The sequence below is a fragment of the Cellulosimicrobium sp. NPDC030954 genome (assembly GCF_055571305.1).
Genome location: NZ_JBVIFN010000002.1, coordinates 506,526 through 524,969 on the forward strand (window position 1 = coordinate 506,526; position 18,444 = coordinate 524,969).

Annotated in this window: 14 protein-coding genes; 8 read left to right on the forward strand and 6 right to left on the reverse strand. The window is 74.1% G+C overall.

Annotated features, from left to right (window positions below):
* Positions 1–36 precede the first annotated feature (36 nt).
* From ACZ402_RS07305 to ACZ402_RS07320, 4 genes are all read left to right on the forward strand, one after another.
* Entirely contained in the window at positions 37–1,347 is a 1,311-nt protein-coding gene (locus ACZ402_RS07305) for an SPFH domain-containing protein (RefSeq protein ID WP_375824890.1), read from the forward strand.
* 234 nt (positions 1,348–1,581) lie between these two features.
* Entirely contained in the window at positions 1,582–2,394 is an 813-nt protein-coding gene (locus ACZ402_RS07310) for a TetR/AcrR family transcriptional regulator (RefSeq protein WP_375824891.1), read from the forward strand.
* A 126-nt stretch (positions 2,395–2,520) separates the two neighbouring features.
* Positions 2,521–4,254 (forward strand): ABC transporter ATP-binding protein, encoded by a 1,734-nt coding sequence (locus ACZ402_RS07315; protein ID WP_375824892.1) that lies wholly within the window; start codon positions 2,521–2,523, stop codon positions 4,252–4,254.
* On the forward strand, positions 4,251–6,371 hold the full coding sequence (locus ACZ402_RS07320) for an ABC transporter ATP-binding protein (protein ID WP_375824893.1): 2,121 nt from the start codon (positions 4,251–4,253) through the stop codon (positions 6,369–6,371). Before ACZ402_RS07315 ends, ACZ402_RS07320 begins: the two co-directional genes overlap by 4 nt.
* An 87-nt stretch (positions 6,372–6,458) precedes the next feature.
* Here the strand turns inward: ACZ402_RS07320 and ACZ402_RS07325 are convergent, their stop codons facing one another.
* The 3 genes from ACZ402_RS07325 to ACZ402_RS07335 all read right to left on the reverse strand — a co-directional run bounded on the left by ACZ402_RS07325 (position 6,459) and on the right by ACZ402_RS07335 (position 9,183).
* Positions 6,459–6,731, reverse strand: coding sequence for a metal-sensitive transcriptional regulator (locus ACZ402_RS07325; protein WP_087472270.1), 273 nt, complete (start codon positions 6,729–6,731; stop codon positions 6,459–6,461).
* Between the two features lie 329 nt (positions 6,732–7,060).
* Positions 7,061–7,420 (reverse strand): rhodanese-like domain-containing protein, encoded by a 360-nt coding sequence (locus ACZ402_RS07330; protein ID WP_375824894.1) that lies wholly within the window; start codon positions 7,418–7,420, stop codon positions 7,061–7,063.
* Complete coding sequence (locus ACZ402_RS07335; protein ID WP_375824895.1) at positions 7,417–9,183, reverse strand: FAD-dependent oxidoreductase; 1,767 nt, start codon at positions 9,181–9,183, stop codon at positions 7,417–7,419. Before ACZ402_RS07335 ends, ACZ402_RS07330 begins: the two co-directional genes overlap by 4 nt.
* Positions 9,184–9,335: 152 nt before the next feature.
* On the opposite strand from ACZ402_RS07335, the gene ACZ402_RS07340 reads away from it, so the two are divergent.
* Together ACZ402_RS07340 and ACZ402_RS07345 are read left to right on the forward strand one after the other, a co-directional pair.
* Positions 9,336–10,409, forward strand: coding sequence for a phosphodiester glycosidase family protein (locus ACZ402_RS07340; protein WP_375824896.1), 1,074 nt, complete (start codon positions 9,336–9,338; stop codon positions 10,407–10,409).
* Positions 10,409–11,572, forward strand: a complete 1,164-nt coding sequence (locus ACZ402_RS07345; RefSeq protein WP_375824897.1) for a glycosyltransferase — start codon at positions 10,409–10,411, stop codon at positions 11,570–11,572. The genes ACZ402_RS07340 and ACZ402_RS07345 overlap by 1 nt, the downstream gene beginning before the upstream one ends.
* On the opposite strand, the gene ACZ402_RS07350 is transcribed toward ACZ402_RS07345, so the two are convergent.
* The 3 genes from ACZ402_RS07350 to ACZ402_RS07360 all read right to left on the reverse strand — a co-directional run bounded on the left by ACZ402_RS07350 (position 11,481) and on the right by ACZ402_RS07360 (position 15,142).
* Positions 11,481–14,396 carry a cation-translocating P-type ATPase gene (locus tag ACZ402_RS07350; RefSeq protein WP_375824898.1) on the reverse strand — a complete coding sequence of 972 codons (2,916 nt, stop codon included), beginning with the start codon at positions 14,394–14,396 and terminating at the stop codon, positions 11,481–11,483. The genes ACZ402_RS07345 and ACZ402_RS07350 overlap by 92 nt on opposite strands.
* 84 nt (positions 14,397–14,480) lie before the next feature.
* Positions 14,481–14,894, reverse strand: a complete 414-nt coding sequence (locus tag ACZ402_RS07355; protein WP_375824899.1) for a type II toxin-antitoxin system VapC family toxin — start codon at positions 14,892–14,894, stop codon at positions 14,481–14,483.
* A complete protein-coding gene (locus tag ACZ402_RS07360; RefSeq protein ID WP_087472263.1) occupies positions 14,891–15,142 on the reverse strand; it encodes a type II toxin-antitoxin system Phd/YefM family antitoxin in 252 nt (83 codons plus the stop codon). The genes ACZ402_RS07355 and ACZ402_RS07360 overlap by 4 nt, the downstream gene beginning before the upstream one ends.
* Before the next feature lie 90 nt (positions 15,143–15,232).
* Between ACZ402_RS07360 and ACZ402_RS07365 the strand changes: the two genes are divergently transcribed.
* Both ACZ402_RS07365 and ACZ402_RS07370 read left to right on the forward strand, forming a co-directional pair.
* Positions 15,233–16,114 (forward strand): TrmH family RNA methyltransferase, encoded by an 882-nt coding sequence (locus ACZ402_RS07365; RefSeq protein ID WP_375824900.1) that lies wholly within the window; start codon positions 15,233–15,235, stop codon positions 16,112–16,114.
* Between the two features lie 101 nt (positions 16,115–16,215).
* The gene (locus tag ACZ402_RS07370) at positions 16,216–18,444 is read left to right on the forward strand and encodes a HelD family protein (RefSeq protein WP_375824901.1); all 2,229 of its coding nucleotides are present in this window, start codon (positions 16,216–16,218) and stop codon (positions 18,442–18,444) included.

Below are 18,444 nucleotides of genomic sequence, written 5' to 3' on the forward strand. Positions count from 1 at the left end.
GGGCGACCGGTCGCGCCGACGACCAGGAGGTAGTCGATGAACGACCCCAGTCCCGGAACGATCCTCGCGTACGTCGTCCTCGCGCTGATCCTGATCTTCGTGGTCGTCGCGCTCGTCAAGGCGGTGCGCATCGTGCCGCAGGCGGTCGCGATCATCGTCGAGCGCCTGGGCCGGTACTCGCGCACGCTCGAGCCGGGCCTGCACCTGCTGGTGCCGTTCATCGACCGCGTGCGCGCGTCGGTCGACCTGCGCGAGCAGGTCGTCTCGTTCCCGCCGCAGCCCGTGATCACGTCCGACAACCTCGTGGTCAGCATCGACACGGTGATCTACTTCCAGGTCACCGAGCCCAAGTCGGCGGTCTACGAGATCGCGAACTACATCACGGCGATCGAGCAGCTCACCGTGACGACCCTGCGCAACGTCATCGGTTCGATGGACCTCGAGCAGACGCTCACGAGCCGCGACCAGATCAACGGCCAGCTCCGCGGCGTGCTCGACGAGGCGACCGGCCGCTGGGGCATCCGCGTGAACCGGGTCGAGCTCAAGTCGATCGACCCGCCGCCCAGCGTGCAGGGCTCGATGGAGCAGCAGATGCGCGCCGAGCGTGACCGCCGTGCGGCCATCCTCACGGCCGAGGGCGTCAAGCAGTCGCAGATCCTCACGGCCGAGGGCGAGAAGCAGGCGGCGATCCTGCGGGCCGAGGGTGACGCGCAGTCGAAGATCCTCACCGCGGAGGGCGAGGCCCGCGCGATCCTCCAGGTGTTCGACGCCATCCACGAGGGCGACGCCGACCCGAAGCTGCTCGCATACCAGTACCTGCAGATGCTCCCGCAGATCGCGAACGGCAGCGCCAGCAAGCTGTGGGTCGTGCCGACGGAGTTCACGGCCGCGCTCGGGTCCATCGCCAAGGGCTTCGGCGGCGTGCCGGGGATCGACGGCGGGGGCGTGCCGAGCGCGACGCCCGCCGAGGACGCGGAGGCGGCCGAGGCGAGCGCCGAGGCGCGCCGCGAGCGCGAGCGCGACCGCGTGAAGTTCGGCGTGCCGTCGCTTACCGACCCGTCGGAGGCGCTGGCCGAGGCGCGCCGTCAGGCCGAGGCGGCCACGGCGGACGCCACGAGCGCGGGCACGCGCTCAGGTCTCCCGTTCGACCCGCAGACCGAGCGCGGCCAGCACCCGGGCGGTGCGGGCGAGCACCGCGCGGGCCCGCCGGAGCCGGGTGCTGCGACGCCGCGCCCGCTGGGCGGCCCCTCGCAGTACGCACCGCCGCCGACGCCCGTGGAGGACGCGCCCGGGGCGGACGAGCCGCCCGCAGACGAGCAGCCGCCGTCGTTCCCGCCGCACCGCTGACCCCCTGGTCGACGACACGCGGTCGACGCCGACGGCATCGCGGCGCTGACGCCCGCGTCGTCCGCACCGTCCTGGTGACGCGCGGCGGACGCCAGGCCGCACCGCAGAGCCCCGCACCTCCCGGGTGCGGGGCTCTCGCGCGTCCCGTCGGGGGACGCGTCGTCGGTCGCGCGAGGGTTTCGCCACGAGCGGACGGCATTGCGAGTGAGTGCTCACTCAGTTAGCGTCGCCCTCGTGACACCGCTCCCCGTCCCGTCGGACGCACCGCCCGACACGCCGTCCGACTCGATGTCGGACGCGATGCCCGACGTGGTGCCCGAGGCGCCCCCGGGCGTGCCCGCTCCCGAGCGCACGCGCGCCCGCCCGCTCTCGCGCGAGGAGCGGCGCGACGCGATCGCGGCCGCGACCATCCCGCTGCTCGTCCAGCACGGCGCGGCCGTGACGACCCGGCAGATCGCGGACGCCGCCGGGGTGGCCGAGGGGACGCTGTTCCGCGCCTTCGCCGACAAGGACGAGATCCTGCACGCCGCCGTGGTGCGCTCGCTCGACCCGGCGCCCGCGGTCGCCGCGATCGACTGCCTCCCCGACGACGACGGCCTGCGCCCGCTCGTGGTGAGCATCGTCGAGTTCCTGCTGGAGGCCCAGCGCGTCGGGATGCGGATCTTCGCCGCGGCGCACCAGGTGCTCGACCCGCACCGGGGCGCCACGCGCGCGGCCGGCGCCGACGACCCGCGCACGGAGCGGCAGGACCGGGCCGACACCGTGCGGCGGATACGCGCCGGGCACGGCCCGGACGCGCGCCGGGCGGGGTTCGACGCGCGCGAGCGCTCCGCACGCGAGATCGTCGCGGCGATCGAGCACAAGCTCGCCGCCCACCGCGCGGAGCTGCGCGTGGAGCCCGGGCTCGCGGCCCGCGCCGTCTTCTCCCTCGTCTTCGGAAACGCCTTGCCGCACCTGTCGGGCGGTGACAGGCTCGACGCCGTGCAGCTCGCCGACCTGATCCTGGGCGGCATCGGGGCGGACGTCCCCACCGACCCCTCGCCCTGAGGGGCGCTCCGCCCATGCCCCGCGGCAGCCCTCGCCCGGCCCCGCCCCGGTTCGAGCCCCCCGCACGCCGGGGGCGTCCACGGCCTCGACCGTCCGTCCCGTAGCCCCCACCCGGACAGGAAACCCATGCTCGTCAGCCTCCTGAAGACGCGGTTGCGTCCCTACCTGACACCGATCCTCATCCTCCTCGGCCTCCAGCTCGTGGCGACGCTCGCGTCGCTGTACCTCCCGAGCCTCAACGCCGACATCATCGACCAGGGCGTCACGCAGGGCGACACCGCCTACATCATGCGCACCGGCGGCCTGATGCTCCTCGTGAGCCTCGGGCAGGTCGTGTGCGCGGTCGGGGCCGTCTACTTCGGCGCCCGGGTCGCGATGTCGTTCGGCCGCGACGTGCGCGCCGGGCTGTTCACCAACGTGCAGCGCTTCTCCGCGCAGGAGATGGGCCAGTTCGGCGCGCCGTCGCTCATCACGCGCACGACGAACGACGTGCAGCAGGTGCAGATGCTCGTGCTGCTCTCCCTGACGATCATGGTCATGGCGCCGATCATGCTGGTCGGCGGCGTGGTCATGGCCCTGCAGGAGAACGTCGAGCTCTCCGGCCTGCTCCTCGTCATCGTGCCCGTGCTCGGCGTGAGCGTCGGGCTGATCATCTGGCGGATGGTCCCGTACTTCCGGCAGATGCAGAAGAAGATCGACGGCATCAACGCCGTCCTGCGCGAGCAGATCACGGGCATCCGCGTGATCCGCGCGTTCGTCCGCGAGCGGCGCGAGGCCGAGCGGTTCGACGTCGCGAACGACGCCCTGTTCGACGTCTCGCTCAAGGCGGGCAAGCTCATGGCGCTCATGTTCCCGACCGTCATGCTCGTCATGAACGCGTCGAGCGTCGCGGTGCTGTGGTTCGGCGGGCGCCAGATCGACGCGGGCGACATGGAGGTCGGGGCGCTCACCGCGTTCCTGTCCTACCTCATGTACATCCTCATGGCCGTGATGATGTCGACGATGATGTTCATGATGGTGCCGCGCGCCGCGGTCTCCGCCGAGCGCATCACGGACGTCCTGCGCACGACCGCCACGGTCGTCGAGCCGGAGCGTCCCGTCGCCCTCACCTCCCGGACCGGGCGCGTCGAGCTCGACGGCGTCGAGTTCCGCTACCCGGGGGCGGAGGACCCGGTGCTGCACGACGTCTCGTTCGTCGCGGAGCCGGGGCAGACGACCGCGATCATCGGCTCGACGGGGTCCGGCAAGACGACGCTGCTCAACCTCGTGCCGCGGCTGTTCGACGTCACGGGCGGGTCCGTGCGCATCGACGGCACCGACGTGCGCGACCTCACCGGCGCGGACCTCGGCTCGCTCCTCGGCCTCGTGCCGCAGAAGGCGTACCTGTTCTCCGGCACCGTCGCGGACAACCTCCGCTACGGCCGCCCCGACGCGACCGAGGAGCAGATGTGGGCGGCGCTCGACGTCGCCCAGGCCCGCGAGTTCGTCGAGGCGCTGGACGGCGGGCTCGACGCGCCCGTCGCACAGGGCGGGACGAACTTCTCGGGCGGACAGCGTCAGCGGCTGGCGATCGCCCGCGCGATCGTGCGCGACCCCGCGGTCTACCTGTTCGACGACTCGTTCTCCGCGCTCGACTACGCGACCGACGCGCGCCTGCGCGCGGCCCTCGCGCCCCGCACCCGGCACTCCACGGTGATCGTCGTCGCGCAGCGCGTCGCGACGATCCGTGGCGCCGACCAGATCCTCGTGCTCGACCACGGCCGCATCGTCGGTCGCGGCACGCACGCCGAGCTCCTCGAGTCCAACGAGACGTACCAGGAGATCGTCTACTCCCAGCTCTCGATCGAGGAGGCAGCATGAGCGGCGAGCAGGACGCCTCGCGCACGCCCGCGCCGTCGGGCCGGGACGCTCCCGCGCCCGGCTCCGACACGCCCACCGCGAAGGGTGGCGACGTCGCCCGCACCCGGCTCGCCGGACGTCCCCGCGGCGGCGGTGGGCACGGCCCCATGGGCGGCATGGGCGTGCCCGGGGAGAAGGCGCTCGACTTCAAGGGCTCCCTGCGCCGGTTCGCGGCCTCGCTGCGGCCCGAGCGCGTGCCGATCGTCGCGGTCGTGATCCTCGGCGTCGTCTCGGTGGCGCTCGCCGTCGCCGGACCCAAGCTCCTCGGGAACGCGACGAACATCATCTTCGCGGGCGTCGTCGGGTCCCAGCTCCCCGCGGGCGTGACGCAGGCCCAGGCCGTCGACGCGCTGCGCGCCCAGGGGCAGGACCAGATCGCGGACCTCGTCTCGGGCGTCCCCGGCCTCGTCCCGGGCGAGGGCATCGACTTCACGGCGCTCGCGACCGTGCTGGCGTGGGTGCTCGCGGTCTACGTCGGCTCGTTCCTGTTCGGCTGGCTGCAGGGGCGCATCACGGCGATCGTCGTGCAGCGCACCGTCTACCGGCTCCGCGGCGAGGTGCAGGCCAAGCTCGGACGCCTCCCGCTGTCGTACTTCGACCGAAACCCGCGCGGCGACATCCTCTCGCGCGTGACGAACGACATCGACAACATCTCCCAGACCCTGACGCAGACGCTCTCGCAGCTCGTGACGTCGGTCCTCACCGTGCTCGGCGTGCTCGGCGTGATGTTCTGGATCTCGCCGCTGCTCGCGGTGGTCGCCCTCGTGACGGTGCCGCTGTCCGTGATCGTCACGGCCCAGATCGCCAAGCGCTCGCAGCCGCAGTTCATCCAGCAGTGGGCCGCCACGGGGCGCCTCAACGCCCACATCGAGGAGATGTACACCGGGCACACGCTGGTCAAGGTCTACGGTCACCAGCAGGCCGCGATCGACGACTTCGAGCGTGAGAACGCCGACCTGTACGACGCGAGCTTCAAGGCGCAGTTCATCTCCGGCACCATCCAGCCGGCGATGGGGTTCATCGCGAACCTCAACTACGTGATCGTCGCGGTGGTCGGCGGTCTGCGCGTCGCGTCGGGCACCATGACGCTCGGTGACGTGCAGGCGTTCATCCAGTACTCGCGCCAGTTCACGCAGCCCATCACGCAGATCGCGTCGATGATGAACCTGCTCCAGTCGGGCGTCGCGTCGGCCGAGCGGGTCTACGACCTGCTCGACGCCGAGGAGCAGACGCCGGACCCGTCGCCCGCGAAGACGGTCGACCCGGTGCGCGGCCGCGTCGCGTTCGAGGACGTGTCGTTCTCCTACAGCCCCGACACGCCGCTCATCGAGCACCTCGACCTCGTCGTGGAGCCGGGCCAGACGATCGCGATCGTCGGGCCGACGGGCGCGGGCAAGACCACGCTGGTCAACCTGCTCATGCGGTTCTACGACGTCGACTCCGGCCGGATCACGCTCGACGGCGTGGACACGCGCGCCATGACGCGCGACGACCTGCGCTCCGACATCGGGATGGTGCTCCAGGACACGTGGCTGTTCAAGGGCACGATCGAGGAGAACCTGCGCTACGGCGTGCGCGACGGGCGCGACGTGGGCGAGGAGGAGTTCCTCGCGGCGACGCGCGCGACGCACGTCGACCCGTTCGTGCGCACGCTGCCCGACGGCTACGCGACGGTGATCGACGACGAGGGGTCGAGCGTGAGCGCGGGGGAGAAGCAGCTCCTCACGATCGCGCGCGCGTTCCTCGCCGACCCGGCGATCCTCGTCCTCGACGAGGCGACGAGCTCCGTCGACACGCGCACGGAGGTGCTCGTGCAGCAGGCGATGAACGCGCTGCGCGAGGGCCGCACGTCGTTCGTCATCGCGCACCGTCTGTCCACGATCCGCGACGCGGACACCATCCTCGTCATGGAGCACGGCTCGATCGTCGAGCAGGGCTCGCACGACGAGCTGCTCGCGGCCGGCGGCGCGTACGCGCGGCTGTACGAGAGCCAGTTCGCGGCGCCCGTCGGCGCCGAGGCGGAGGACGACGCGGTGGACGCGGCCGCGGCCCCTGCCGGCCGGCCGGCCGGCGCCTGACACGGCTCGGCCCGCGGCGGTCCACCGGAGGGCGGACCGCCGCGGGCCGCGTGCGGGGGCGACCAGGGCCGGCGACCCGCCCGGCGCTCAGGCGAGCGAGAGGAACAGCTTCTCGAGCTTCGCCACGTCGAGCGTGGGGTCCTCGCCATCCTCGGCCGGCTCGGTGAGGCACTGGCGCATGCCGGACGCGATGATCGCGAAGCCCGCGCGGTCGAGCGCGCGCGACACGGCGGAGAGCTGCGTGACGATGTCCTCGCAGTCCCGCCCCTCGTCGATCATGCGCACGACGGCCGCGAGCTGGCCCTGGGCGCGCTTGAGCCGGTTGACGACCTTGTCCATGTCGGTGCGGTCGAGCTCCACGGGTGTTCTCCTGCGTTCGTCTCGGAAGGGTGGCAGCGAGCGTGCTGCCGGAGGGCCGGCGTCTGCCGGACGGCCCGCGTCAGGGCCGGGGTCGGCGGGCCTGCGTCAGGCGCAGGTGCAGCGCTGCTCGGGCGGCACCTCGGCCATGACCTCGTCGGCGTGCATGCCGCAGCCGGTCCAGGTGGTCTTGCCGCACGTGCGGCACAGGGCGGGACTGCACACGGTGTGTCTCCTCGTTTCGGGGGTTCGGGGGTTCGGGGGTTTCGGAGGTTTGGGTGCGGGTGTCGGGGCCGCCCTCGGGGGCGGGGGCTCGGTCGGGTGGTGCAGGATCAGCGTCGCACGGCTCCGCCCGCGGCCTGCCACGCGCCGAGCCCGCCGGACAGGCTCGTCGCGGCGTAGCCGAGCGAGCGGAGCTGGCGGGCGGCGGTGCGCGAGCGCATCCCGGACGCGCACACCACGACGACGGTCGCGCCGTCCTGCAGGCGCCGCGGCGCGGCCGACGGGACGTCGGCGAGCGGCACGTGCACGGCCTGGGGCGCGTGCCCGGCGCGCCACTCGTCGCGCTCGCGCACGTCCAGGAGCGTCGCGCCGTCCCGGACGAGCTGCACCGCCGTGGCGGCGTCGATCGTCGGGCGGACACCGCCGTCGTCGGGCGAGCGGGAGAAGAGGCGGCGGAGGCGGTCGATCATGCGGGGACTCCTTCGAGGGTGCGCGCGGCGCGCGGCGTGGTGGTCAGGGTGAGCCAGCCGCCGGAGAGGTTGCGCGCGTCGAGCCCGGCGGCGAGCAGGACACGGGTGGCGAGGTAGGACCGCACGCCGCTCGCGCAGTGCACGGCGACGGGGCGCCCCGCCGCGGCGACGCGCACCTCGTCGAGCCGCTCGCGCAGCTCGGTGTGCGGCACGTTGAGGGCGCCGTCGAGGTGGCCGCCGGCGTGCTCGGCGCGCGACCGGACGTCGAGCACGAGCGACGACGCGACGACCTCGTCGAGGTCGGCCGCGTGCCACTGCGGCATGGTGCCGTCGAGCACGTTCTGCGCGACGAACCCCAGCATGTTGACGACGTCCTTGGCGGCGCCGTAGGGCGGGGCGTACGCGAGCTCGAGCTCCGCGAGGTCGTCGGCCGTGAGCCCGGCGCGCAGCGCCGTCGCGAGCACGTCGATGCGCTTGTCCACCCCGGCACGGCCGACGGCCTGGGCGCCGAGCAGGCGGCCGTCGGGCGCGAAGCTCGCCGTCACGTGCACGGGCTCCGCCCCGGGGAACCAGCCCGCGTGGTGGGCCGCGTGGACGCGCACCTGCTCGTGCGCGACGCCGACCGACGTCAGGGTCGCGTGGCTCGGCCCGGTGACCGTGGCCGTGAGGCCGAACACGCGCACGACGGCGGTGCCGAGCACGGGTGCCTGCGGCGTCGTCCGGTGGCCGAGCATGGCGTCCGCCGCGCGTCGGCCCTGGCGGTTGGCCGGTCCGGCGAGGGGGACGGGGCCAGTCGCGCCGGTGACCGCGTGCACGACCTCGACGGCGTCGCCGACGGCCCACACGTGCGGGTCGGACGTGCGCTGGTCGGCGTCGACGCGGATCGCGCCGCGCTCCCCGAGGGCGAGCCCGGCAGCCGCGGCGAGGTCGCTCGCGGGCCGGACGCCCACGCTCACGAGCACGACGTCCGCGTCGAGCGCGGTGCCGTCCTCGAGCTCGAGCGTGACGGCGTGGGCGGCGCCGGTCGGTTGCGGCACGACGGCGGTCGCGGAGGTCCCGAGGTGCAGCCCGACGCCGTGGTCGCGCAGCTCGTCCGCGAGCAGCGGTGCGAGGTCGGGCTCGAGCGGCGGGAGGACCTGCTCGGCGCGCTCGACGACGTCGACCACGAGCCCGCGCGCGACGAGCGCCTCCACCGCCTCCAGGCCGATGAACCCCGCGCCCACGACGGCGGCCCGCACCGGTGCGGTGCGGCCGGCGGCGACGTCGGCCTCGAGGTGCGCGAGCCGCTCGGCGAGCGCGTCGAGGTCCGTGATCGTCCGCAGCGTGTGCACGGCCGGGTGGTCGATCCCCCGGACCGGCGGGAGCACGGTGGTCGCGCCGGGCGCCAGGAGGAGCGCGTCGTAGCCGAGCTCGTACGTCCCGTCCTCGGTGGCGACGGTGACGGTGCGCGCGGCGCGGTCGATCGCGGTGACGCGGTGCCGGGTGCGCACGTCGAGGTCCAGGCTGGCGCGCAGCGACGCGGGGGAGTGCAGCAGGAGGGCGTCGCGGTCCGCGATCTCGCCGGACACCTGGTACGGGAGCCCGCAGCCCGCGAACGAGACGTGGTCGGACTGCTCGAGCACCACGATCGACGCGTGCTCGTCGAGGCGCCGGGCGCGCGCGGCGGCGCTCATGCCGCCCGCGACGCCCCCGACGATCACGACACGGCGTGCGCCGTGGGTGTCGGACGGACGGGTCGTCGAAGCAGGAGTCGAGGTGATCATGGCTCCACGATACCCCCGGGGGTATCGTTCGACGCAAACCGACGGGCTGAGAGGTCCGTCACGGGACGTCCTGGGCGGCGGGTGCGGCCGCTCACAGCCGACGAACAGCCACGCCATCCGAGTGGCACACACCCGCTCCGTAGACACGGACCATGAGCACCCCGACCTCGACGAGCACCCCGGCCCCGACCCCGCAGGACCCGACCCCGCACGACCCGCCCGCCGCCCGACGCCGACGACGGTGGCGCGTCGCGCTCGTCGCGGCCCTCGCCGTGGTGCTCCCGCTGGGAGGCGCGACGGCGTGGGCGCTGGACCGGTTCGTCGTCGAGCACGTCGAGATCGCCGACGTGTCGGCGTACGAGGCGTCGCAGGGTGCCGACGCCGACGGGACGTCGGAGCAGGGCACGACGGCGGACGGCAGCGCGGGCGCACCGGACGGCGGCTCGACCGGCACCTCGGACAGCGGCGCGAGCATCGACGGCGACACGTACACGTCCGACGGCACGAGCATCACGGTCTCCCGGGTGACCACCGGCTCGGGCGACGACACCGTGACGTACTACGTGGCCGACGTCGTGCTCTCCGACATGACGGACCTGCGCTCCGCGTTCGCGCAGGACGCGTTCGGCACGAACATCACCGAGACGACGTCCGACATCGCCGCCGACCACGACGCGGTCCTCGCGATCAACGGCGACTACTACGGGTTCCGCGACACGGGCACCGTCATCCGCAACGGCGTCGTGTACCGGGACGAGGGCGCGCGCGAGGGCCTCGCGCTCTACCGCGACGGCCACGTCGAGGTCTACGACGAGACGACGACCGACGCGCAGAGCCTCGTCGACGCCGGCGTGTGGAACACGCTGTCGTTCGGGCCCGCGCTCGTCGAGGACGGCGAGGTCGTGGCCGGGATCGAGGACGTCGAGGTCGACACGAACGTCGGGAACCACTCGATCCAGGGGGAGCAGCCGCGCACCGCGATCGGCGTGGTCGACGAGAACCACCTCGTCCTCGTCGTCGTGGACGGCCGTCAGGAGGGCTACTCGCGGGGCGTGACCATGACCGGGCTCGCGGAGATCCTGCAGGACCTCGGCGCGACGACCGCGTATAACCTCGACGGCGGAGGGTCCTCGACGCTGTACTTCGACGGCGAGGTCGTCAACAGCCCGTCGCAGGGACGCGAGCGCGGCACGTCCGACGTCCTCTACGTCGCCGACGGTGCGTGATGGCCGCCGCGACCACGCACGCCCCCGCAGCGCTGCCCGGCGCGGGCGCCGCCCGGACCGCCGTCGTCGTCCCCGCGTACCAGCCCGACGCGCGCCTCGTCGCCCTCGTGGACGCGCTGCGCGTCGCGGTCCCCGGGCTGCCGGTCGTGATCGTCGACGACGGCAGCGACCGGCGGTGCGGGGGAGTGTTCCGCGCGGTGCGCGCGCTGGGCGCGGTCGTGCTCGCGGTGCCGGTCAACCGCGGGAAGGGCCACGCGCTGCGCACGGGGATCCGGTGGGTGCGCGACCGCCTGCCCGGCCACGGCGTCGTGTGCGCCGACGCGGACGGGCAGCACACGGTCCTCGACGTGCTGCGCGTGGCGGCGCGGTCGCAGGCCGAACCCGACGCGGTCGTGCTCGGCGCGCGCCGCTTCGCCGGTGTCGTCCCGCTGCGCAGCCGCGTGGGCAACGCCGCGACACGCTGGGCGTTCACGGCCGCGACGGGGACGCGCGTGCGCGACACCCAGACCGGGCTGCGCGCCTACGGGCCGGGCCTGCTCGACGCCCTGCTCGCCGTGCGGGGCGACCGGTACGAGTACGAGCTGCGCGCGCTCCTCGACGCGACCCGCACGGGCCGCCGGATCGTCGAGGTGGACGTCGCGACGGTCTACCTCGACGACAACGCGTCCTCGCACTTCCGGCCCGTCGCGGACTCCCTGCGCGTGTGGGCGCCGCTGCTGCGGTTCGCCGCGTCGTCGCTCGGGTCGGCCGCGGTCGACGTCGTCGCGCTGCTCGTGCTGCACGCGCTCACCGGGTCGCTCCTCGCGGGCGTGGTGGGCGCGCGCCTGCTCAGCGCGGGCGTGAACTTCGCCGTGAACCGTCGCGTCGTCTTCGCCGGCGGGCGCGACGTCCCGCTGCGCGCCGCCGTCGTGCGCTACGCGGCGCTCGCGGCCGTCCTGCTCGCGGCGAGCTACGGGCTGCTCGCGCTGCTGACCGGTCTCGGCGTCCCGCTCCTCGCGGCGAAGGTCGGCACCGACGCCGCGCTGTTCGCGACGAGCTACGAGGTGCAGCGGCGGGTGGTGTTCGCTCGCCTCACCCCTGGACGGCGCGCTGACCGGGGTCGTGCCGCTCGACGAGGGCGGGCACGTGGTCGCGCGCGGTCCAGCGCCGGCCGACCCACTTGACGACCTCGACGAGCAGGAAGACGACGAGCGCGAGCCCGAGCGTCTTGCCCCACTCGACGACGTCGATGGGGGCCGAGTCGAACCAGGAGTGCATGAACGGCGCGTAGACGAACACGGCCTGGAGGGCGAGGAGCGTCACGGCCGAGATCCAGATCACCCGGTTGCCGCGGAGCACGTCGAGCGTGAGGCTCGACCGGTCGAGGAACCGGCAGTTGAACAGGTACGCGAGCTGGCCGAGCGCGAGCATCGTCACGGCGGTCGTCTGGGCCTCGGCGATCGGGACGCCCTGGGCCCGCTCGACGTAGAACAGCAGGATCGTCGCGCCGCCGATGAGGAGCGAGACGAGCAGGATGCGCCGCACGTAGGCACCGTCGAGGATCGACGCCTTGGGGTCGCGCGGGGCGCGGCGCATGACGTCGGGCTCCGCCTTCTCGTACGCGAGCGCGAGGGACAGCGTGACGGCGGTGATCATGTTGATCCACAGGACCTGGACCGGCTGCAGCGGCAGCGTGAGGCCGAACAGGACCGCGACGAGGATGACGAGCGACTGCGCGCCGTTGGTCGGCAGGAGGAAGAGCACGGACTTGCGGATGTTGTCGTAGATCCGTCGCCCCTCCTTCACCGCGCGCTCGATGGTCGCGAAGTTGTCGTCCGCGAGCACGACCTCCGCGGCCTCCTTGGTCGCCTCCGTGCCCTTGATGCCCATCGCGACGCCGACGTCCGCCTGGGTGAGGGCGGGGGCGTCGTTCACGCCGTCGCCCGTCATGGCGACGACCTCGCCGTGCGACTGGAGCGCGGAGACGATCCGGATCTTGTGCTCGGGGCTCGTGCGCGCGTACACGTCGACGTCGCGCACCACCTGCCGCAGCCGCTCCGTGCTCATCTCCTCGAGCTCGGGGCCCGTGAGCACGTCCGGCGCCGCGGCCTGCCCGGTCTCGTCGTGCGGGTCCACGATGCCCATCTCGCGGCCGATCGCGAGGGCCGTGCCCGCGTGGTCGCCCGTGATCATCTTCACGCGGATGCCCGCGTCGCGGCACTCGGCGATGGCCTCGATCGCCTCCGGCCGCGGCGGGTCCACGATGCCGACGAGCCCGCACAGCTCGAGCCCGTCCGCGACGTCGTCGACGTCCAGGTCGGCCGTGCCGTCCGCGGCGGTCCGCCGGGCGGCGGCGAGCACGCGCAGCCCGCGACCGCCGAGCGCGTCGATCTGCGCGTCCCAGAACGCGCGGTCGAGCGGGTCGGTGCCGCCGTCCTCGGCCACCTGGGTCGCGCAGCGGTCGAGCACGCGGTCCGGCGCACCCTTGACGTGCACGTGCAGGCCGCCGTCGGGGTCGGCGTCGAGCGTCGCCATGAACTTGTTCTCGGACTCGAACGGCACGACGGCGACGCGCCGCCACCCCGTGGGGTCGACGCCCGCCTTCATGCCGAGCGTGCGCAGCGCGCCCTCGGTCGGCTCGCCCACGAGCCGCCAGCCGTCGGCGTCGGACTCGTCGGGGACGATCCGCGCGTCGTTGCAGAGCATCATGACGGTCGCCAGGGCCGCGAGGTCCCGGTCGTCGGCGAGGTCGGCGTGCCTCGTGCCCGACGCCGGTGCGTCGCCCGAGCCGTCCACCTCGCCCGGTGCGCCGGTCGCCCCGGGGCGAGACGCGTCGTCGGGCACGGTCACGTCTCCGACGGGCGCGTACCCCGCTCCGGCGACGGTGAACGTCCGCCCGCTCGTTCGGACCGTGCGCGCCGTCATCTCGTTCTTGGTGAGCGTCCCCGTCTTGTCCGAGCAGATCGTCGTGACGGACCCGAGGGTCTCGACCGCGGGCAGCTTGCGCGTGATCGCGCGGCGGCGGGCCATCTGCTGCACCCCGAGCGCGAGCGTGATCGTCACGAGCGCGGGCAGACCCTCCGGCACTGCGGCGACCGCGAAGCCGATGGACGCCGAGATCAGCTCCGGGACGGTGAAGTCGTGGAAGACCCGGCCGATGATGACCATGACGACGGCCATCGCGAGGATGAGCACCGCGAGGAGCTTGCCGAACCGGTCGAGCTGGCGCGTCAGCGGCGTCGCGAGGCTGCGGACCTCGGAGATCATCGTCTGGATGCGGCCGATCTCCGTCGCCGTGCCCGTCGCGGTGACGACCCCGACGCCCTGTCCCGCCGCTACGAGCGTGCTCGAGAAGAGCATGCTCGACCGGTCGCCCACGCCCGCGTCCGCAGCGACCGCGTCGACCTTCTTGGCCGCCGCGACGGACTCGCCCGTGAGCGCCGACTCCTCGACGCGTAGGTTCGTCGCCTGGATCAGCCGCACGTCCGCGGGCACACGGTCGCCCGAGCGCACGCGCACGACGTCGCCGGGCACCACGTCGTCGGCGTCCACGCGGGCCCACGCACCGTCGCGTCGCACCTCGGCGTTGACGGACAGCATGTTCCGGATGCCTTCGAGCGCGCTCTCCGCGCGCCCCTCCTGGATGAACCCGATCGCCGCGTTGATCACCGCGACCGCGAGGATCACCGTGAAGTCGACCCAGTCGCCGAGGATCGCCTTGAGCACCGCCGAGACGAGCAGGATGTAGATGAGGACGTCGTCGAAGTGGACGAGGATCCGCTTCCACAGCGGGTCGCGCTGCGGCGGCGGCAGCCGGTTGGGCCCCACCTCTGCGAGCCGCGTCGCGGCGTCGGCGCTGGAGAGGCCGCCCGCATCCGTCCCGAGCTCGGCGAGGACGGCGTCGGGCGGGCGCGACCACGGCGCGTCGAGCGACCGTTCGGTCGTGCTCGCCGAGGTCGAGGAGGCCGCCGTGGCGGGGGTCGGTGCAGCGTCCGGCGCGGATCCCATGCCCCTATTCGACCCCCGATGCCCGGATCGCGCGAGGGGCGAAGGACCGTGACCCGCGACACGCCAGCGGCCGGCGGTCAGCGGTCAGGGTGAGGAGAACGGGTTGACGACGGGGACGCCGCTGTCGACGAAGTCCCGGGTGTTCCGTGTCGCCACCGTGAGCCCGTGGGCGAGCGCGGTCGCCGCGAGCAGGGAGTCGACGACGGGCAGCGGGCGCGCCGCGTGCACGGCCGGCCATCGCTGCGCGATCTCGAGCGTGACGGGGAGGATGCGGTCCCCGTACGTCTCCTCGAGACCGTGGACCCACGTCTCGAGCGCGGTCGCCCGCGCGGCGTCGCGAGACATGAGGCGCTGGACACCTGTGCGGATCTCGCCGATGGTCAGCACCGAGAGGTAGATCTGATGGGTCCGGAGCCCGCGGAGCCACGCGACGACCTGTTGGTCCGCGCGGGGCCGTACGAGCTCGGAGACGACGTTCGTGTCGAGCAGGTACCTCACGCGTCGATCCCGAGATCGAGCTCACGCATCGGAGTCCGGTCGCGGACGATCTCGAGGTCGTCCGTCGTGGGCGCCTGGAGGAGGTAGTCGGCGAGCTCCACGCGGACCCCGGCGAGCTCGTGGTAGAGGTCGATCCCGACGACGACGGCGATCTCCTTGCCGTGCCGTGTGATGACCTGCGGGCCGTTCTCGGCCTCTCGCAGGACTTCGCTGAGGCGTTGCTTCGCGTCTTGCACCTGCCAGCTCACACGAACCTCCCCACCTCGTTCTGTCTGGACAGTCTAGACGGACGTTCTCGGCGGAGCCAAGGCGCGTGGCGGTGCTGGAAGAATCGACGCGTGAGCGACACCAGCACTCGGCCCGACCTGCGGGTCGTGCACGTCACCGACCCCACCGACGACCGCCTCGCGGACTACAACCGACTGACCGACGTCGCGCTACGGTCCAAGCACGAGCCGGAGAAGGGCCTCTACATCGCGGAGAGCTCGACCGTCATCCGGCGCGCGCTCGCCGCGGGGCACCGGCCGCGGTCGTTCCTCATGGCCGAGCGCTGGCTCGACGACCTGGCCGACGACATCGCCGCCCTTCCGGTCGACGACGCCCCCGGCGGGACTGGTGAACAGGTCCCGGTCTATGTCGGCGCCCCCGACGTGCTGGAGGCGATCACCGGGTTCCACCTGCACCGGGGGGCGCTCGCGGCGATGCACCGTCCGCCGCTCGCGACCGTCCACGACCTGCTCTCGGCGGCCCGCGGCGGCACGGGGGCCCGGCGCGTCGCCGTGCTGGAGGACGTCGTCGACCACACGAACGTCGGCGCGATCTTCCGCTCCGCCGCCGCGCTGGGCGTGGACGCCGTGCTCGTCTCCCCGCGGTGCGCGGACCCGCTCTACCGCCGCTCGGTGCGCGTGAGCATGGGCACGGTGTTCCAGGTGCCGTGGACGCGGTTCGAGACCTGGCCGGGCGGGCTCGACCTGCTGCGGGAGGAGGGTTTCACCGTCGCCGCGCTCGCGCTCGCCGACGACGCGGTGAGCCTCGACGACGTCGTGGCCGACCCGCCCGAGCGGCTCGCGCTCGTGCTCGGCACGGAGGGCGACGGGCTCTCGCGCGGCGCGATCGCGGCGGCGGACCGGGTCGTGACGATCCCCATGGCCGGGGGAGTGGACTCGCTCAACGTCGCTGCGGCGTCGGCCGTCGCGTTCTGGGCGACGCGCGTGCCCTGACCTCGGCGAGCCCTCCTTCGAGACGACGCCCCGCCGCCGGGAACAATCGGGCGGGACGGTGCGTTGGGCCCGTGTCCGTACGTCGTACGAGAAGAGGTTCCGTGCCGGTCCAGCCCTCTCCGTCCCTGCCCGCCACCGATCACCGCGATCACCGCGATCATCGCGGCCACCGCGACCCCTTCGCGCACGCCGTCGCCGAGGAGCAGCGGCACCTCGACGTCGCGCTCGCGCGCCGCACCCGGCTCCTCGCGGAGCTCGACGCGCAGCTCGCCGTGCCGACCGACCCGGACCGCCCCGGCGCCGAGGCCGTCGTCGAGCGCTCCCGGCGGGCCGGGCTGCGCCGTCGGCGTACCGAGCTCGAGCGCGCGGAGAGCGGGCTCGTGTTCGGCCGCGTCGACACCGTCGAAGGCGTGACGCGCCACGTCGGGCGCGTCGGGATCGCGGCGTCCGACGCCGACGCCGACCCGCTCGTGCTCGACTGGCGCGCCGACGGCGCCCGCGCCTTCTACACCGCGACCGCGCGCGAGCCGCAGGGCCTCGCGCGGCGCCGGCACGTGCGGACCGCGGGGGAGCGGGTCACGGGCGTGGACGACGAGCCGCTCGACGGGTCGGCGACCGGGGCGGACGACGAGGACGGCCTCGTCGGCGAGGGCGCGCTGCTCGCGGCGCTGTCCGAGCGCCGCACGGGCCGCATGGGCACCGCGGTCGCGACGCTCCAGGTCGAGCAGGACGCGATCGTGCGCGCCCCGGCGGAGCAGACGCTCGTCGTGCAAGGCGGCCCGGGGACGGGCAAGACGGTCGTCGCGCTGCACCGCGTGGCGTACCTGCTCTTCACGCACCCGCACCTCGCGGAGCGCGGCGTGCTCCTGCTCGGCCCGTCGTCGCGGTTCCTCGAGTACGTGGCCCAGGTGCTGCCCGCGCTCGGGGAGACGGCGGTCGTGTCGGCGACGTGCGACACGCTCGTGCCCGGCGTCGCGCCCGAGCGCGACGAGGTGCGCGAGATCGCCGAGCTCAAGGGCCGCGCGCTGTGGCAGGACGTCGTCGCCCGCTACGCCGACTCCCTCGTCCCGGACGCGCGGGCGCTGACGGTGCGCCTCGACGGCGAGCCGCTCCCGCTCGGCGCGGACCGGGTCGCCCAGGTCCTGCGGGCCGCCCGCGCGGGCGACCGGAGCGTGCGCGCCGCGCGGCGCCGGGCCGTGGACCTCCTGCTCGACGCGCTCGTCGACGAGGCCGCGGCGCGGCACGCGCAGATGCTCGAACGGGTCGAGGAGGGGTTCGAGGACGCGCTCGGGAAGCTCGACGCCGGTCTCGCCGCGCGCGACGACCGCGCCCCGACGACCGGCGCGCGCGGCGGCGACGTCGACGGCGAGCTCACGGACGACGACCTCGACCGGCTCCGCGGCGAGCTCGCGCGCGACGCCGGGTTCACGGCGGTCCTCGACGCGTGGTGGCCCGTCGTCGACGCGCGCGCGGCGCTCGCGGGCCTGCTGGGCGACGCCGTGCTCCTCGCGCGGCACGCGCCGGAGCTCTCGGCCGCGGAGGTCGCCCTCGTGGCGCGCGAGCCTGCCGCGCTCGCGCCGAGCGACGTCCCGCTCCTCGACGCGCTCGCCGACGCGCTCGGCACCCCGGACGCCCCCGGCGAGCAGGGCGAGTTCCTCGCGCAGCGGGCCGCGACGCACCGCGACTGGGCCTACGGGCACGTCGTGGTCGACGAGGCGCAGGAGCTCTCGCCCATGCAGTGGCACATGGTGCTGCGTCGCTGCCCGACGCGTTCGGTGACCGCCGTCGGGGACGTCGACCAGACCGAGGCGCCGCACCGCCACACGGACTGGGCGGACGTCGTCGGCCCGGTCTTCGGCGAGCGCTGGCACCGCGCGAACCTGACGATCTGCTACCGCACGCCCCGCGAGGTCATGGAGCTCGTCGGGCCCGTGCTGCGCGCGGCGGGCAGCCGCAACGTGCCGCCCCGTGCGGTGCGCGACGCCGGGGTCGCGCCGCGCGACGTCGTCGTGCCCGCAGGCGCGTCGGACGTGACCCTGGGTGCGGCGGTCGCGACCGAGGTCGCGCGCCTCGCGGAGCGGTACGACGGCGGTTCCGTCGGCGTCGTGGCGCCGCGCGACCGGCTGGGGCACCTCGGCGTGGCCGTCGGTGCCGTCCCCGTCCTCAGCACCTCGGAGGCGAAGGGGCTCGAGTGGGACGCGGTGGTCGTCGTCGACCCCGAGGGCATCGCCGCGGAGCCGCGCGGCTGGAACGGCCTGTACGTCGCGATGACCCGGTGCACGCAGGAGCTCGCGCGCGTCATGGTGGGCGCGTCGTCCGGCTCGGTCTGA

Bases quoted from the DNA above. Each gene is read 5' to 3' on its own strand.
- ACZ402_RS07305 (WP_375824890.1), top strand. From the start codon at position 37: ATGAACGACCCCAGTCCCGGAACGATCCTCGCGTACGTCGTCCTCGCG.
- ACZ402_RS07345 (WP_375824897.1), top strand. From the start codon at position 10,409: ATGGCCGCCGCGACCACGCACGCCCCCGCAGCGCTGCCCGGCGCGGGC.
- ACZ402_RS07320 (WP_375824893.1), top strand. From the start codon at position 4,251: ATGAGCGGCGAGCAGGACGCCTCGCGCACGCCCGCGCCGTCGGGCCGG.
- ACZ402_RS07335 (WP_375824895.1), bottom strand. From the start codon at position 9,183: ATGATCACCTCGACTCCTGCTTCGACGACCCGTCCGTCCGACACCCAC.
- ACZ402_RS07340 (WP_375824896.1), top strand. From the start codon at position 9,336: ATGAGCACCCCGACCTCGACGAGCACCCCGGCCCCGACCCCGCAGGAC.
- ACZ402_RS07315 (WP_375824892.1), top strand. From the start codon at position 2,521: ATGCTCGTCAGCCTCCTGAAGACGCGGTTGCGTCCCTACCTGACACCG.
- ACZ402_RS07350 (WP_375824898.1), bottom strand. From the start codon at position 14,396: ATGGGATCCGCGCCGGACGCTGCACCGACCCCCGCCACGGCGGCCTCC.
- ACZ402_RS07330 (WP_375824894.1), bottom strand. From the start codon at position 7,420: ATGATCGACCGCCTCCGCCGCCTCTTCTCCCGCTCGCCCGACGACGGC.